Source organism: Pseudomonas viridiflava (genome assembly GCF_900184295.1).
Classification (GTDB): domain Bacteria; phylum Pseudomonadota; class Gammaproteobacteria; order Pseudomonadales; family Pseudomonadaceae; genus Aquipseudomonas; species Aquipseudomonas viridiflava.
The window spans coordinates 1,439,156-1,455,754 of sequence record NZ_LT855380.1 but is presented as its reverse complement, the minus strand read 5'-3'; the positions used below and the strand labels follow the sequence as shown (position 1 = coordinate 1,455,754).

Here is a 16,599-nt window from a genome sequence, read left to right as displayed (position 1 = left end):
CGGTTCTTTGTAAAATCCTGAAATAACTCGCCCCGCCTGCTTGCGTGCCGGCTGACGGCTCACTAACGTAGCGGCTTTTGTACATATCCCCTCCAGGAGCTTGCCCATGGCCTCGCCAGCCTTTCTACATTTTCTGCCTCGTTTTGGCGCTACCGCCGCTGCGGTGAGTTTCCTGAGCCTGGCGGGTTGCCAGTTGGGCGGTGGTGATAACGACACGCTGCTCCCTGCCTCCGGGACTTTCGCGCTCAAAGGCCTGGCGCAGAATGTATCGGTGCGGCGCAACAGCATGGGCATGCCGCTGATTGAAAGCAGCACTTACCACGACGCGCTTTTTACGCTGGGCTATGTGCATGCTGGCGACCGCATCAGCCAGATGCTCGGCATGCGCCTGTTGGCGCAGGGCCGTCTGTCGGAAATGGCGGGGCCTGACGCGCTGGAAGTGGACCGCCTGATGCGGTCGGTCAACCTGAAGCAGAACGCGAGCGATCTTTATAATGCATCGTCGCCACGCCTCAAGCGTTTCTTCGACGTTTATGCACGCGGCGTGAACGCCTATCTGTTCCGCTACCGCGACAAGCTCCCGGCCGACGTCGCCAACTCGGGCTACAAGCCTGAGTACTGGAAACCCGAAGACTCGGCGCTGATTTTCGCCCTGCTCAACTTCAGCCAGTCGGTGAACCTGCAGGAAGAGCTGTCCGGGCTGGTACTGGCGCAGAAAGTCGGGGCTGACAAACTGGCCTGGCTGCTGCCCACCTATCCCGATGAAGAGCTGCCGTTCGCCGAGGCTGACAAGCTCAAGGGCCTGAACCTCAACAATCAGGTCAATGACCTGAGCGACCTGAACAAGGTTGCCCTGCAACTCTCCGACCTGAACATGCTGGGCGTCGCTGCATCGAGCAACTGGGCCATCGCGCCGCAGCGCAGCCGCAGTGGCAAAAGCCTGTTGGCCAGCGACATGCAGTTTCCGGGTGGTTTGAACTCAGCCTGGAGCTTTGTGCAGATCCGTGCGCCGAAATATCAGGTGTCCGGCGTCTCCATCGCAGGCCTGCCGCTGGTGCTCAGCGGCTTCAACGGCAAGTTGGCGTGGAGCATGAGCAACGTCAAAGGCGACAATCAGGACCTGTTCCTGGAAAAGATCAAGCGTGAAGGCAATCGTGTGTCCTACATGGCCGATGGCAAATGGGTGCCCGCCATCGCCCACGATGAGACTTTTCTGGTCAAAGGCAACCGCGCCGTTCGCGAAACGGTTTATGCGACCCGTCACGGCGCATTGCTCAACGCCAGCGCCACACCGCCCGGCAATGGCCTGAGCCTGGCGCTGCAAACGCCGAGCTTCAAGGACGACAAGACGCTGGACGCCTTCTTCGATCTGTCCCGCGCGCCGAACGTAGAGAAAGCGTTCGACACCAGCCGCGAGATTCGGGCGATCACCCTGAACATGGTGTTTGCCGACGCCTCCAACATCGGCTGGCAGGTCACCGGGCGTTTCCCGAACCGTCGTGAAGGCCAGGGACTGCTGCCTTCGCCGGGCTGGGAAGGCAAGTACGACTGGGACGGTTTCGCCGATTCGATGCTGCATCCTTACGACCAAGATCCTCGTCAGGGCTGGATCGCCACAGCCAACCAGCGCACGATCCCGAAAGGCTACGGCATGCAGCTTTCCAATTCGTGGGGCAACCCCGAGCGCGCCGAGCGGATCGCCGAACTGGCCAACGGCGGCAAACAGGACCTGCGTAGCACCGTCGCCATGCAGTACGACCAGACCACGACGTTCGCCGCCAAGCTCAAGACGATGTTCGAAGCGCCGGGCATGAGCAAACCGTTGAAACAGGCCATCGACGCACTCCCCGAGGCCGATCGCAACAAGGCACGCGAGGCGTATACGCGCTTGATGGCGTTCGACGGCAAGCTGAGCGCCACCTCGGCTGATGCTGCGCTGTACGAGCTGTTCCTGCAGGAAAGCGCCAAACAGATTTTCCTGGATGAACTGGGTCCTGAAACCAGCCCGGCGTGGCAGGCACTGGTCGCCAACGCGGGCTCCTCTTACTCGCCGCAGGCCGATCACCTGCTGGGCCGTGACGACAGCCCTTATTGGGACGACGTCAAAACCCCGCAGAAAGAAGACAAGCCCGCGATTCTGGCGCGCAGTCTGGCAGCGGCAGTCACCAGCGGCGACAGCCTGTTGGGCAGCGACCACAAGGCCTGGCAATGGGGCAAACTGCATCGTGACAACTGGACCGCGAGTAATCCGCTGGTCAAGCAGATGGGCGGTGTCGAGTACAACCGCAGCGCCGTTCCGGCAGGCGGCGACCACACGACCATCAACGTGTCCGGCTACGAATGGGGCAAAGGCTTCGATGCGCGCATGGCACCAGGATTGCGCATGATCGTGGACTTCAGCCTGGTAGAACCCATGACGGGCCTGATCAGCACCGGCCAGTCCGGCAACCCGGCCAGCCCGTACTACGCCAACAGCATCGAGCCCTGGCTCAAGGCGCAGTACATGTCGATACCGCTGCAGCAGTCGAACTATGAAAAGGGTTACGGCAAGCAGCGTCTGACACTGACGCCCGGCAAGTAACGCCCTCAAACTGATCGTAAGCCGGGACGCGGAGCGTCCCGGGATTCATTCCCACGCGGAGCGATGGGCACGATTAGTGTTGAGGCGAACTTGTGTATCAGTGCGCCCCAAAACTCCACGAACTTCCCGCCCTGCCCCGGCTCATAGCTAACAAGCCCATCCATACGGTTGTCCCATGGATCTTGTCGTAGCGCGCCCCGAAGGTTTGTATTGTCCACCCGGTGATTTCTATATAGATCCCTGGCGCCCGGTCGAACGGGCGGTCATCACGCATGCGCACGGCGACCATGCCCGTACCGGTAACGAGCGTTACCTGTCGGCCGCCAGTGGCGAGGGGATTCTGCGTTCGCGTCTGGGTCAGGACATCAATCTGCAAACCCTCGAATACGGCGAGCAGATCACCCATCACGGCGTGAAGCTCAGCCTGCATCCGGCCGGTCATGTGCTGGGCTCGGCGCAGGTGCGGCTGGAATACGAGGGCGAAGTCTGGGTTGCCTCCGGCGACTACAAGGTCGAGCCCGATGGCACGTGCGCAGCCTTTGAACCAGTGCGTTGCCACACTTTCATCACGGAATCGACCTTTGGCCTGCCGATCTATCGATGGGCACCTCAATCGCAGATTTTCGAAGGGATCAACGAATGGTGGCGCGCCAATGCCGAGCAGGGCAAGGCGAGCGTGCTGTTCGCCTACTCCTTCGGCAAGGCGCAACGCATCCTGCACGGCATCGACTCCAGCATCGGCCCGATTCTGGTGCACGGCGCGGTCGAACCGTTGAACCGGGTGTACCGCGAGGGCGGCATTCGAATCCCGGAAACCCAATACGCAGGTGATTTCAAGAAGACCGACCCCGCGCTGCGCCAGGCACTGATTCTCGCGCCACCGTCGGCAGGCGGGAGCAGTTGGATGAAGCGCTTCGGCGAGTACAGCGACGCGTTCGCCAGCGGCTGGATGATGCTGCGCGGTACACGACGTCGGCGCGGCGTGGATCGGGGCTTCGTGCTGTCCGATCACGCCGACTGGCCCGGCCTTTTGTGGGCCATCGAACAGACCGGCGCGGAACGGGTGATGGTCACCCACGGTTCGGTCGGCGTACTGGTGCGTTACCTGCGCGAACTGGGGCTTGACGCGCAAGGCTTCACCACCGAATACGGCGATGAGGAAGACTCAAACACCTCTGCGCAAGCAGAGCCGGAGAGCACAGGCGAGGCTCAGTCATGAAAGCCTTTGCCGAGCTATATACACGGCTGGACGCCACCACTTCGAGCAATGCCAAGCTCGCGGCCATGCGCGAGTATTTCGAACAGGCCGAACCACAGGACGCGGCCTGGGCCGTTTACTTCCTGTCCGGCGGACGCCCCCGGCAGCTGGTGCCAACCCGCATCCTGCGCGAACAGGCCATGACGCTGGGCAATCTGCCGGAATGGCTGTTCGAGGAAAGCTATCAGGCCGTAGGTGATCTGGCGGAAACCCTGTCACTGCTGCTGCCACAGGCCGAGCACAGCAACGACGAAGGCCTGGCGCTCTGGATGGAAGAAAAGCTACTGCCCCTGCGCGGCCTGCCGCCTGAAGAACTGGCCGAGCGCTTGCCTGCGTTCTGGTCGCAACTGGATCGCAGCAGCCTGATGGTCTGCATCAAACTGATCACCGGCAGCTTCCGGGTGGGCGTCTCGAAACTGCTGGTCACACGCGCCCTCGCCGCGCTGGCAGACATTGACAGCAAGCGGGTCGCGCAACGTCTGGTGGGTTACACCGACCTGTCACACCGGCCGAGCGCCGAGGGTTATCTGAAACTGATCGCCGCCGAATCGGAAGATGAGCACGCACAGCGTGGCGGTCAGCCCTACCCGTTCTTTCTCGCCCACTCGCTGCAGCAGCCTGCCGACCAGTTCGAAGAACTGCTGGGCCCGGCCGAGCACTGGCAGGTGGAATGGAAGTGGGATGGCATTCGGGCGCAGCTCGTCAAACGCGACGGACGACTGTGGATCTGGTCGCGCGGCGAAGAACTGGTCACCGATCGCTTCCCCGAGCTGCACAGCCTGGTTCAGTGCCTGCCGGACGGCACCGTGATTGACGGCGAAATCGTGGTCTGGAAAGCCCCGCAAGCCGCACCTGACAGCGAAGCGGAATTTGCGCTGGACAGCGATGCGTCGCAGGCCAGCCCCTCGGTTCAACCGTTCGCCTTGCTGCAACAGCGCATTGGCCGCAAGACACTGGGCAAAAAGATTCTCGCCGATGTGCCGGTCGTGATCCTGGCCTACGACCTGCTCGAGTGGGAAGGCCACGACTGGCGCAGCCGTCCGCAACATGAGCGCCGCGCGCAACTGGAAATCCTGATCGGCGAGGCTCGCAGCGATGTGCTCCTGCCCTCTCCGGTACTGACCGGCAAGGACTGGCTGGACCTGGCCGACCAGCGCGAAGCCTCCCGCAGCCTGGGTGTCGAGGGCATGATGCTCAAGGCGCGTGATTCGCTGTATGGCGTCGGGCGCACCAAAGACATGGGCGTGTGGTGGAAATGGAAGGTCGATCCGTTCAGCGTGGATGCGGTGCTGATTTATGCACAACGCGGCCACGGACGGCGTGCCAGTCTGTACAGCGATTACACCTTCGCGGTGTGGGACGGCCCGCCTGAGTCGAGCGAGCGCACGCTGGTGCCGTTCGCCAAAGCCTACTCCGGGCTGACCGATGAAGAGATGCGCAAGGTGGACGCCATCGTGCGCAAGACCACGGTCGAGAAATTCGGCCCGGTCAGCAGCGTGACCCCGACGCTGGTGTTCGAATTGGGCTTTGAGGGCATCGCCCTGTCCAAGCGGCACAAGAGCGGGATTGCCGTGCGTTTCCCGCGAATGCTGCGCTGGCGGCAAGACAAACCGGTTGCTGAGGCAGACAGTCTGGCCACATTGCAGGACCTGTTGAGCTGACGCACCTCAAGGGTGCGCTCGAAATGCAGCGCACCAAATATGATCATTCCTACCCACTCTGTCGCCGCTCGTGCGGCCGGTTCGTTACGAATCTGCTTCACCCGTCCGGCATTCAGCGACTCGCTTCCTATAAAACCGACCTTCCCGCAGACCTCAGCCGCGATGAGCAGGCAGAACGCCATGCATTTATATGAAATAGCGACAACCGCTTACACTTCAAACGCACGTTCGTCTCTCTGGTTCGGAAATTGCTACTTTTAGAACATCTGGCCTACGCCGGTAGCAACAAGCCTCGCGTGTTCCCAACACCCCCATCAGGTTTTAAGGACTGAATAATGAAAAAAGCATGGCTGACCCTTTCCGCACTGGCTTTGTGCCTGGCCGCTGGTAACACAATGGCCAAGGAGTACAAGGAACTGCGCTTTGGCGTCGATCCTTCTTACGCACCGTTCGAATCCAAAGCCGCCGACGGCAGCCTGGTGGGCTTCGATATCGACCTGGGCAACGCCATCTGCAAAGAGCTGAAAGTGACGTGCAAGTGGGTCGAAAGCGATTTCGACGGCATGATCCCTGGCCTCAAGGCTCGCAAGTTCGACGGCGTGATCTCGTCCATGACCGTGACCCCTGCTCGCGAGAAAGTCATCGACTTCTCCAACGAACTGTTCTCCGGCCCGACCTCGCTGGTGTTCAAGAAAGGTGCAGGCCTGACGGCTGATCCAGCCAGTCTGAAAGGCAAGACCGTAGGCTACGAGCAAGGCACCATCCAGGAAGCCTACGCCAAGGCCGTACTCGACAAGGCTGGCGTGAAAACCCAGGCCTACGCCAACCAGGATCAGGTTTACGCTGACCTGACCTCCGGCCGTCTGGACGCCTCCATCCAGGACATGCTGCAGGCGGAACTGGGCTTTCTGAAGTCGCCAGCCGGCGCCGACTATGAAGTCAGCAAGCCAATCGACAGCGAACTGCTGCCAGCCAAGACTGCCGTCGGCATCGCCAAAGGCAACAAAGAGCTGAAAGCACTGCTCGATAAAGGCATCAAAGCCCTGCACGATGACGGCACCTACGCCGAAATCCAGAAGAAGCACTTCGGCGACCTGAATCTGTACAGCGGTAAATAACACCCCGACGCCCATCGATTTCGGCGATGATTCGCCGCCCCTTCGATGGGCGTTTCTGTTCGTGACCGCTCAAGGCTTTATCCATGCTCGACTCACTGATGCACACCCTCGGACTTTCGGCTTTCAGCCTGAAGGGCTTCGGCCCTCTGTTGCTGCAAGGCACATGGATGACCATCAAACTTTCGGTACTGTCCCTGTTTCTGAGCATCGTGCTCGGGCTGATCGGGGCCAGCGCCAAACTGTCGAGCTCAGCGCTGCTGCGCGTGCCGGCACAGGTCTACACCACCTTGATTCGCGGCGTCCCGGATCTGGTGTTGATGCTGCTGATTTTCTACAGCCTGCAAACCTGGCTGACCAGCCTGACCGATGCGATGGAATGGGAATACATCGAGATCAACCCGTTCAGCGCGGGCGTCATCACGCTGGGTTTCATTTATGGTGCGTATTTCACCGAGACCTTCCGGGGCGCGATTCTGTCCGTGCCACGGGGTCAGATCGAAGCGGCCACCGCCTACGGCCTCAAACGCGGCCAGCGGTTTCGCTATGTGGTGTTTCCGCAAATGATGCGTTATGCCCTGCCGGGTATCGGCAACAACTGGCAAGTGCTGCTCAAGGCGACCGCGCTGGTGTCGATCATCGGCCTCGCCGATCTGGTCAAGGCCTCGCAGGACGCAGGCAAGAGCACCTATCAACTGTTCTACTTTCTGGTGTTGGCGGCGCTGATCTACCTGGCAATCACCAGTGCATCGAACTTTGCCTTGCGCTGGGCTGAACGGCATTACGCCGCAGGCAGCCGGGAGGCGCAGCGATGATCGAGTTACTTCAGGAATACTGGAAACCCTTCCTTTATACAGACGGCGTGAACGTGACCGGCCTGGCCATGACCATGTGGCTGCTCAGCGCGTCCATTGCCATCGGTTTCTGCCTGTCGATTCCGCTGTCCATCGCCCGCGTGTCGAAGAACCGCTGGGTCCGCTGGCCGGTGCAGTTCTACACCTACCTGTTTCGCGGCACCCCGCTCTATATACAGTTGCTGATCTGCTACACCGGCATTTACAGCATTGCAGCAGTGCGTGAGCAGCCGTTGCTGGATGCGTTCTTTCGCGACGCGATGAACTGCACCATCCTGGCGTTCACGCTGAACACCTGCGCGTACACCACCGAGATTTTTGCCGGTGCGATCCGCAGCATGGCCCACGGCGAGGTCGAAGCGGCCAAGGCTTATGGTTTGAGCGGCTGGAAGCTGTACGCCTATGTGATCATGCCGTCGGTGCTGCGCCGCTCGCTGCCTTATTACAGCAACGAAGTGATTCTGATGCTGCACTCGACCACCGTGGCCTTCACTGCCACGGTGCCGGACATTCTGAAAGTCGCACGGGATGCCAACTCGGCAACCTTCATGACTTTCCAGTCCTTCGGAATCGCTGCCGTCATGTACCTGACCGTCACCTTCATTCTGGTCGGGTTGTTCCGTCTTGCCGAACGTCGCTGGCTGGCCTTTCTCGGCCCCGCTCATTAATCAGGACAGAACCGATGCAGCATCACACCCATGACTTGCTGTCGCCGGTGCCCGGCACCGGGCGCTGCGTTCACAGTTTTCATTACGGGCCGCAGAACGGCGCGGGCAAGGTCTACATTCAGGCTTCACTGCACGCTGACGAACTGCCCGGCATGCTGGTCGCCTGGTACCTGAAGCAGCGTCTGGCCGAACTGGAAAACGCCGGTCGTCTGCTGGGCGAAATCGTCGTGGTGCCGGTGGCCAACCCCATCGGCCTGGAACAGGTGTTGATGGACACTCCACTGGGCCGCTATGAACTGGAGAGCGGACAGAATTTCAATCGCGGGTTCGTCGACCTCGGGCAGCATGTGGGTGACGAGATCGAAGCGCGGCTGACCCAGGACGCAATTCAGAACCGTACGCTGGCGCGCGACAGCCTGCGTGCAGCCCTCAACGCTCAGACTGCCACGACCCAGTTGCACTCACTGCGCCTGACGCTTCAGCGGCTGGCCTGCGACGCCGACATGGTGCTGGACCTGCACTGTGACTTCGAGTCGGTCGAGCACCTGTACACCACGCCCGAGGCCTGGCCGAAGGTCGAGCCGCTGTCGCGTTATCTCGGCGCGCAGGCCAGTCTGCTGGCCACCGACTCTGGCGGTCAGTCGTTCGACGAATGCTTCACGCTGGTCTGGTGGCAATTGCAGCAGCGCTTCGGCGAACGCTTTCCGATCCCGATGGGCAGCTTCTCGGTGACCCTTGAGTTGCGCGGGCAAGGCGACGTCAATCATTCACTGGCGAGCCGCGATTGCCAGGCGATCATCAATTACCTGATCGACTTCGGCCTGATCGACGGCGAACGGCAGATGCCGCCCGAACTGCTGTACCCCGCCACGCCTCTGGCTGCAGTCGAGCCGGTCGCGACACCGGTCGGCGGCTTGCTGGTGTTCTGTGCGATGCCGGGCGAGCACGTCGATGCAGGGCAACTGATCGCCGAAATCATCGACCCGATCAGCGACGCAGTGACCAGCATTCATGCGCTCAACGCCGGTCTGCTGTATGCGCGCTCGTTGCGCCGAATGGCCACCGCTGGCATGGTCATCGCCCATATCGCGGGCACGCAGGCCTACCGCAGCGGCTACCTACTTTCTCCTTGAGGACCTCTCATGTACAAACTGACCATCGATGGCCTGCACAAGCGCTATGGCGACAACGAGGTGCTCAAAGGCGTATCGCTCAAGGCCAGCAGCGGTGATGTGATCTGCCTGATCGGCGCCAGCGGTTCGGGCAAGAGCACGTTCCTGCGTTGTATCAACTTTCTGGAACAACCCAACGACGGCGCCATGAGTCTGGACGGCCAGCAGGTGCGCATGGTCAGCGACAAGGACGGCATGCGCGTTGCAGACCCGGACGAACTGCAGCGGATCCGCACCCGCCTGGCGATGGTGTTTCAGCACTTCAACCTGTGGGCGCACATGACCGTGCTGGAAAACATCACCATGGCGCCACGCCGGGTGCTGGGCGTGCCCAAGGCCGAAGCCGAAGCCCGCGCACGCAAATACCTGGACAAGGTTGGCCTGCCTGAGCGCGTGGCCGATCAGTATCCGGCGTTCCTGTCCGGCGGCCAGCAACAGCGCGTGGCGATTGCCCGTGCGCTGGCGATGGAACCGGAAATCATGCTGTTCGACGAACCGACCTCGGCGCTCGACCCGGAGCTGGTCGGTGAAGTGCTGAAGGTGATTCAGGGTCTGGCCGATGAAGGACGCACCATGATCCTGGTGACCCACGAAATGGGCTTCGCCCGCAAGGTCGCAAGCCAGGTGGTGTTTCTGCACCAGGGCCAGATCGAAGAGTCCGGTCACCCGGACGAAGTCTTGAACAACCCCAAGAGCGAACGGCTGCAGCAGTTCCTGAGCGGAAACCTGAAGTAAATGCGCAGGTGACGCGCTGCGATGCGATGATCGTTCCCACGCTCTCGTTATACACAAGTCCGCCTCAACACTGATCGTGCCCATCGCTTCGCGTGGGCATGCATCCCGTGACGCTCCGCGTCACAAATGGCACAGATTGCGGATTCAGTGAGCCGAGCGTATGACGTGGATAACGCCGGAGCTTGTCCACGCATCTGCGCCACATTCGAGAGCGGACGCGGAGCGTCCTGAGAGGCATTCCCACGCGGAGCGTAGGAACGATCAGCGTGATATCAAGCACGCCGATCATGCCCATGCCCATGCTTGTGCTCAGCGTTATGCCCGAGTCTTGCCGCCTCCCACGGGGTAGGCATTTAGTCAGACACTTTCGTTTTGGCCCCGTTTTGCGCGTCTTTCGGACTTGTGTATAACGATGAGTGCTCCGGGTGGTAACGCCGCTCAGGACGCTCCGCGTCCAGGTGCGCCACGCCATACATAACCGTTTAAAACTATTACCCTTTTCCCGCTGTCTCTGAACTATCGCCCTTCAGAGCATTTTCAACCGCATGAGCAGACCCAACGATTTCGCTCAGCGATGGTTTCGGGCCCGAGGCTGGAAGGCGTTCGCGTTTCAAAAGGAAGTCTGGGCAGCCGTGAAACAGGGCGAGTCCGGCCTGTTGCATGCCAGCACCGGCTCGGGCAAGACTTATGCGGTGTGGTTCGCAGCCCTTAACCGCTTTGCCACCACCAAAACCCCGCCCGAAGACAAACCCCGCAAGAAAAAGCCACCCGCCGCGCCATTGAGCGTCATGTGGATCACGCCTATGCGCGCCCTCGCCGCAGACACCGCACGCGCACTGGAAGCTCCGTTGGCCGAGCTGGACATCAACTGGTCTGTGGGCCTGCGCACTGGCGATACCAGCAGCAGCGAGCGAGCCCGGCAAGGACGTCGTCTGCCATCGGCACTGATTACCACGCCTGAAAGCCTGACCCTGCTGCTGACCCGCGCCGATGCCCAGCCGACGCTTTCCACGTTGCGCATGGTTGTCGTCGACGAGTGGCATGAACTCATCGGCAACAAGCGCGGCGTTCAGCTGCAACTGGCGCTCGCCCGTTTGCGCCAATGGAATCCGCAACTGATCGTGTGGGGCATTTCGGCCACGCTCGGTAATCAGCAGCACGCACAGGAGGTGTTGCTGGGCGAAGGCGGCGTCACGGTTCAAGGCAAAGTCGTCAAACAGCTGCAGGTCGATACGCTCCTGCCGCGTTCCATTGAACGCTTTCCGTGGGCCGGACACATGGGCCTGCGCATGCTGCCGCAGGTAGTTGCAGAAGTAGAGAAAAGCGCCAGTTGCCTGCTGTTCACCAACACTCGCGCACAGTCAGAAATCTGGTATCAGGCGTTGCTCGAAGCGCGCCCGGACTGGGCAGGACTGATCGCCCTGCATCATGGCTCATTGGCCCGCGAAGTACGCGACTGGGTAGAACGGGCATTGAAGGAAGGCTCGCTCAAGGCCGTGGTCTGCACCTCCAGTCTGGATCTGGGTGTGGATTTCCTGCCCGTGGAGCGCGTGCTGCAGATCGGTTCCCCCAAGGGCGTCGCACGTCTGATGCAACGTGCCGGTCGCTCGGGTCACGCACCTGGCCGCCCTTCACGCGTTACGCTGGTGCCGACCCACAGCCTTGAACTGGTGGAAGCGGCCGCCGCCCACGACGCCGTAGCGGCCCGCATGATCGAGCCAAGAGAGTCGCCTCACCAACCGTTGGATGTGCTGGTGCAGCATCTAGTCAGCGTGGCGCTGGGCGGAGGCTTTGTGCCGGATGAGCTGTTGGCGGAAGTGCGCACAGCCTGGGCGTACCGGGACCTGAGCGACGAACAGTGGCAATGGGCACTGGCCTTCGTTCGCAATGGCGGCCACTCACTCACCGCCTACCCCGACTACCGCCGCGCCGAGCCGGACGAACACGGCATCTGGCGCGTGCCCGATGCGCGACTCGCGCGTCGCCACCGGATGAGCGTCGGCACCATCGTCAGCGATGCCACAATCAACCTCAAATACTGGAAGAAAGGTGGCGGCGGCGGTTCGCTTGGCAGCGTCGAAGAAGGCTTCATCGCCCGCCTCAAGCCCGGCGATGGCTTTCTGTTCGCAGGTCGGCTGCTGGAGCTGGTCAGGGTCGAGAACATGACCGCCTACGTAAAACGCGCCACCGGCAAGAAAGCCGCCGTGCCGCGCTGGAATGGCGGGCGTATGCCGCTGTCCAGCGAGCTGGCGGACGCTGTGGTGGAGAAATTCGACGCTGCCGCGCATGGCCGTTTCGAAAGTCCCGAGATGCAGGCCGTCAAACCACTGCTGGAAGTGCAGCGCCAGTGGTCCGGATTGCCGCAACACGACACGCTGCTGGCCGAGACGCTCAAGTCCCGCGAGGGCTGGCATCTGTTTCTCTATCCGTTCGCCGGGCGCCATGTGCACCTGGGGCTGGCGAGCCTGCTGGCCTGGCGTCTGAGCCGACACCAGCCGCTGACGTTTTCGATAGCCGTCAATGATTACGGGCTGGAACTGCTGAGTGCCAGCGAGCTTGATTGGGCGCAGGTGCTCGATGACGATCTGTTTTCGGAAGTCGATCTGATGGCTGACATCATCGCCAGCCTCAACGCGGGCGAACTGGCGCTGAGACGCTTTCGGGAAATCGCTCGCATCTCGGGCCTGGTGTTTTCAGGCTATCCCGGCGCGGCCAAGAGCAACCGTCAATTGCAGGCCTCCAGCGGGCTGTTTTTCGAGGTCTTCAAACAGTACGACGCCGGCAACATGCTGCTGACTCAAGCGGAGCAGGAAGTGCTGCGCCAGGAGCTGGATCTGGTCCGGCTGGAAGAGACCCTGCGCCAGATCAACAGCCGCAGGCTCGATCTGCATACGATCAAGCGTGCCACCCCGCTGGCGTTTCCGTTGCTGGTGGAGCGCTTTCGCGAAAGCCTCAGCTCGGAAAAACTGGCCGACCGCATTGCTCGCATGGTGCGCGACCTCGAAAAAGCCGCAGGGCCGGAGCCTGAACGATGAAACCCTGCATGGCCATCACGCTGGCAGACGAGGAGTTATGGTTGCTGGCAGACAAGGCCATCTATTACCCGGCCGAACACGCCCTGCTGATCGCCGACGCCCACTTTGGCAAGGCAGCGGCCTACCGCAAACTGGGCCAGCCTGTGCCGCATGGCACGACCCAGGAGAACCTGCGACGTCTGGATCAATTACTGGATGAGTATCGCTGCGAGCACCTGATCTTTCTTGGCGATTTTCTGCACGCTCCCGAATCCCACGCGCTGAGTACGCTCAGTACGCTGCACGAGTGGAGAGAACGCAGGTCAGGACTGAAGATCACCTTGATCCGCGGCAACCACGACAAGCGCGCTGGAGATCCGCCATCCAGCCTGAACATCGATGTAGTACCGGAACCGCTGCTGCTCGGCCCGTTCGCCTTGCAGCATGAACCGGACCCGCATGCGACTCATCACGTTCTGGCCGGGCACGTTCACCCGGTCTACCGGTTGCACGGACGAGGGCGACAGAGCCTGCGGCTGGCGTGTTTCTACTTGGGCGAGCGAATCAGTCTGCTGCCAGCGTTCGGGGAGTTCACGGGCGGATTCAATATTCAGCCAGCCATCGGCACGACCATTTATGTGACCGGCGACGGCGCGATCTGGCGTGTGGCCTGAGACGAGTCAAATGGCTTGAAAATGAAAAACGCCCGCTGCCTGTCGAAAGGCAGCGGGCGTTCAGGAATCAGGCTACAGGGGCGGGTGGCGGCTCATCCGGCAAGGTAGGTTCACCGGGCTCCGCAGGTTGCGGGAACGGAGTATCAGGATCCGGTTGCCCCGGAACACCGCCTCCCACCATGTTCAATTCTGTATGAGCCATCAGAGACCAGGCCAGCAGGCCAATCTCGTTGAGCGGAGGAGATGTTTCCTGTTCAGAGGTTTTGAACGTTGTCTTCATAGGTCACTCCTGATCAATGGCCTTCGCCTACAACTGTAAACGAATGCATGTGAGGGAATAGAGTGCGAAAACGAACATTAATTCCATTCAAGGACAGGAAACAACCGCAAAATCAGGTCCGTGGCAGTGTGACGCCACGCTGGCCCTGATACTTGCCGCCACGGTCCTTGTAGGAAACCTCACACTCTTCGTCCGACTCCAGAAACAGCATCTGTGCCACGCCTTCGTTGGCGTAGATCTTCGCGGGCAACGTCGTGGTGTTGGAGAACTCCAGCGTCACGTGGCCTTCCCACTCAGGCTCGAGCGGCGTCACGTTGACGATAATCCCGCAGCGCGCGTAGGTGCTTTTTCCCAGACAGATGGTCAGGACGTTGCGCGGAATCCGGAAATATTCGACGGTGCGAGCCAGTGCGAACGAGTTGGGCGGAATGATGCAGACGTCACTCTTGATGTCGACAAAACTTTTTTCATCGAAGTTTTTCGGATCGACAGTGGCCGAATTGATGTTGGTGAAGACCTTGAATTCGTCGGCGCAACGCACATCGTAGCCGTAGCTCGACACACCAAAGGAGATCAGCCGGTTGGCACCTTCGCCACGCATCTGACGCTCGACGAAGGGCTCGATCATGCCGTGTTCCTGCGCCATGCGGCGAATCCACTTGTCCGATTTGATGCTCATGGCGATGTCCTGATTTGCGAGGTGAAAAAGATGTTGGGCATCTTACCGGGCCTGCGCCACGTGTTCAAAGGCAACATATGTATAGCTGGCGAGACCTGGGCCGCCGTTTCGAAGCGAATGGAAATAATCATCAATAGACCATTGGCACGTCCGACAAAAAGGGTTAAGGTGGCGTCACTGTGTTGCTTGTGTCACTGAGAATCTCTACACGATGTTGAATTTCGATCCAACCATCTCCATGAATTTTCCAGCTCTTTGCACTCAGTCTCGGCCAGGGCTCTTCCTACGCCGCAGTTAACTTTGTCCAAGGAGATATACTATGTCCAATCGCCAAACTGGTACCGTTAAGTGGTTCAACGATGAAAAAGGCTTCGGCTTCATCACTCCACAATCCGGTGACGACCTGTTCGTGCACTTCAAAGCTATCCAATCCGACGGCTTCAAAAGCCTGAAAGAAGGCCAACAGGTTTCTTTCATCGCTACCCGCGGTCAGAAAGGCATGCAAGCTGAAGAAGTTCAAGTTATCTAACTTGTACTGATTCGCTTAAAAACCCCGCCCTCAAAAGCGGGGTTTTTTATTGCCTGCGATTCGAGCAAAGGCTTGGCTGCCGACTTGAATGGGGCCGAACAGGCCGACCCACACTCGATATTTTCTTACCGATCAGTCGTCACTGACAGAGATCGTCGGCATCGCCGGACTGGCCGCTTCCTGCAGAACGATCCGCGCGCCGACATGGCGAGCCAATTCCTGATACACCATCGCAATCTGACTCTCCGGCTCGGCAATCGCTGTCGGCTTGCCACCATCGGCCTGCTCGCGAATCAACATCGACAGCGGCAATGAGGCCAGCAACTCGACGTCGTACTGCGACGCCAGCTTCTCTCCCCCACCCTCACCGAACAGATGCTCGGCGTGTCCGCAATTCGAGCAGATGTGCACTGCCATGTTTTCCACGACACCCAACACCGGAATATTGACCTTGCGGAACATCTCGACGCCCTTACGCGCATCCAGCAAGGCGAGATCCTGCGGCGTGGTAACGATGACGGCGCCAGCCACCGGGACTTTCTGCGCCAGCGTCAGCTGGATGTCACCGGTACCTGGCGGCATGTCGATAATCAGATAATCCAGGTCATTCCAGGCAGTCTGGGTAACGAGTTGCAGCAAGGCGCCCGAAACCATCGGACCGCGCCACACCATCGGCGTGTTGTCGTCTGTGAGGAACGCCATCGACATGACTTCGATACCGTGCGCCTCGATCGGCACGAACCATTTCTGGTCCTTGATCTTCGGCCGCGTACCTTCGGGGATACCGAACATCACGCCTTGGCTCGGGCCATAGATGTCCGCATCGAGAATGCCCACCCGCGCACCTTCGCGAGACAGCGCCAGCGCCAGGTTGGCTGCCGTGGTGGATTTACCGACACCGCCCTTGCCCGAGGCAACAGCCACAATATTCTTCACATTGGCCAGACCCGGGATCTGACTCTGCGCCTTGTGGGCGCTGATCACGGTATCGATTTCGACTTTCGCTGCCGAAACCCCGTCGATATTCTCGATCGCGGTCTTCAACACATGCGCCCAGCCGTTCTTGAACAGGTCAGCGGCATAGCCCAGCTCAAGCCGCAGGGTGACGTGTGATCCGTCGATGTCGATGGCCCGCACGCAACCAGCGCTGAGCGGGTCCTGATTCAGATAAGGGTCGGTGTACTGGCGAAGAATCGTCTCCACCGTCGCGCGATTGACAGCGCTCATGGGCTCGCTCCGAAAAAAGACTGACTAAAACAGGCGGCTATCCTACCTGTTCTGTCGTGTGCCGACATGGTTTCGCTGCACATCCGGGCGCATTCCCACAGCGGCACGAGGTGAAAAAAATTGCTCAGACCTTTATAGTGGCCGACCTCCGT

General features: G+C 60.4%; 14 protein-coding genes. 11 read left to right on the top strand and 3 right to left on the bottom strand.

All coding sequences use genetic code 11. From position 1 onward, the window contains the following. Nucleotides 1-106: 106 nt before the first annotated feature. The 10 genes from CFBP1590_RS06865 to pdeM all read left to right on the top strand — a co-directional run bounded on the left by CFBP1590_RS06865 (nt 107) and on the right by pdeM (nt 13,732). On the top strand, nt 107-2,581 hold the full coding sequence (locus tag CFBP1590_RS06865; RefSeq protein WP_088234713.1) for a penicillin acylase family protein: 2,475 nt from the start codon (nt 107-109) through the stop codon (nt 2,579-2,581). Nucleotides 2,582-2,756: 175 nt separating this feature from the next. Continuing rightward, a complete protein-coding gene (locus tag CFBP1590_RS06860) occupies nt 2,757-3,800 on the top strand; it encodes a ligase-associated DNA damage response exonuclease (protein WP_088234712.1) in 1,044 nt (347 codons plus the stop codon). After that, nucleotides 3,797-5,500: an ATP-dependent DNA ligase gene (locus CFBP1590_RS06855; RefSeq protein WP_088234711.1), complete on the top strand. Its 1,704-nt coding sequence runs from the start codon at nt 3,797-3,799 to the stop codon at nt 5,498-5,500. The genes CFBP1590_RS06860 and CFBP1590_RS06855 overlap by 4 nt, the downstream gene beginning before the upstream one ends. Before the next feature lie 335 nt (nt 5,501-5,835). Beyond that, a complete protein-coding gene (locus CFBP1590_RS06850) occupies nt 5,836-6,618 on the top strand; it encodes a transporter substrate-binding domain-containing protein (RefSeq protein ID WP_004888172.1) in 783 nt (260 codons plus the stop codon). 83 nt (nt 6,619-6,701) lie between these two features. Further along, nucleotides 6,702-7,430, top strand: coding sequence for an ABC transporter permease (locus CFBP1590_RS06845; RefSeq protein WP_004888169.1), 729 nt, complete (start codon nt 6,702-6,704; stop codon nt 7,428-7,430). Further along, complete coding sequence (locus CFBP1590_RS06840; protein ID WP_025996574.1) at nt 7,427-8,137, top strand: ABC transporter permease; 711 nt, start codon at nt 7,427-7,429, stop codon at nt 8,135-8,137. The genes CFBP1590_RS06845 and CFBP1590_RS06840 overlap by 4 nt, the downstream gene beginning before the upstream one ends. Before the next feature lie 14 nt (nt 8,138-8,151). Further along, on the top strand, nt 8,152-9,270 hold the full coding sequence (locus CFBP1590_RS06835) for a succinylglutamate desuccinylase/aspartoacylase family protein (RefSeq protein WP_088234710.1): 1,119 nt from the start codon (nt 8,152-8,154) through the stop codon (nt 9,268-9,270). Between the two features lie 9 nt (nt 9,271-9,279). After that, complete coding sequence (locus tag CFBP1590_RS06830; RefSeq protein ID WP_024694872.1) at nt 9,280-10,044, top strand: ABC transporter ATP-binding protein; 765 nt, start codon at nt 9,280-9,282, stop codon at nt 10,042-10,044. A gap of 545 nt (nt 10,045-10,589) precedes the next feature. Then, nucleotides 10,590-13,079: a ligase-associated DNA damage response DEXH box helicase gene (locus tag CFBP1590_RS06825; RefSeq protein ID WP_088234709.1), complete on the top strand. Its 2,490-nt coding sequence runs from the start codon at nt 10,590-10,592 to the stop codon at nt 13,077-13,079. Beyond that, a complete protein-coding gene (gene pdeM / locus CFBP1590_RS06820) occupies nt 13,076-13,732 on the top strand; it encodes a ligase-associated DNA damage response endonuclease PdeM (RefSeq protein WP_088234708.1) in 657 nt (218 codons plus the stop codon). Before CFBP1590_RS06825 ends, pdeM begins: the two co-directional genes overlap by 4 nt. Nucleotides 13,733-13,799: 67 nt before the next feature. On the opposite strand, the gene CFBP1590_RS06815 is transcribed toward pdeM, so the two are convergent. Together CFBP1590_RS06815 and dcd are read right to left on the bottom strand one after the other, a co-directional pair. Then, nucleotides 13,800-14,012: a hypothetical protein gene (locus CFBP1590_RS06815; RefSeq protein ID WP_029243717.1), complete on the bottom strand. Its 213-nt coding sequence runs from the start codon at nt 14,010-14,012 to the stop codon at nt 13,800-13,802. A 112-nt stretch (nt 14,013-14,124) separates the two neighbouring features. After that, on the bottom strand, nt 14,125-14,691 hold the full coding sequence (gene dcd / locus CFBP1590_RS06810; protein ID WP_004881882.1) for a dCTP deaminase: 567 nt from the start codon (nt 14,689-14,691) through the stop codon (nt 14,125-14,127). A gap of 319 nt (nt 14,692-15,010) precedes the next feature. Here dcd and CFBP1590_RS06805 point away from each other — a divergent pair, with 319 nt between their 5' ends. After that, nucleotides 15,011-15,220, top strand: a complete 210-nt coding sequence (locus CFBP1590_RS06805) for a cold-shock protein (protein ID WP_002554837.1) — start codon at nt 15,011-15,013, stop codon at nt 15,218-15,220. A 132-nt stretch (nt 15,221-15,352) separates the two neighbouring features. Here the strand turns inward: CFBP1590_RS06805 and apbC are convergent, their stop codons facing one another. Next, nucleotides 15,353-16,447, bottom strand: a complete 1,095-nt coding sequence (gene apbC / locus CFBP1590_RS06800; protein ID WP_043306223.1) for an iron-sulfur cluster carrier protein ApbC — start codon at nt 16,445-16,447, stop codon at nt 15,353-15,355. Nucleotides 16,448-16,599: the final 152 nt, after the last annotated feature.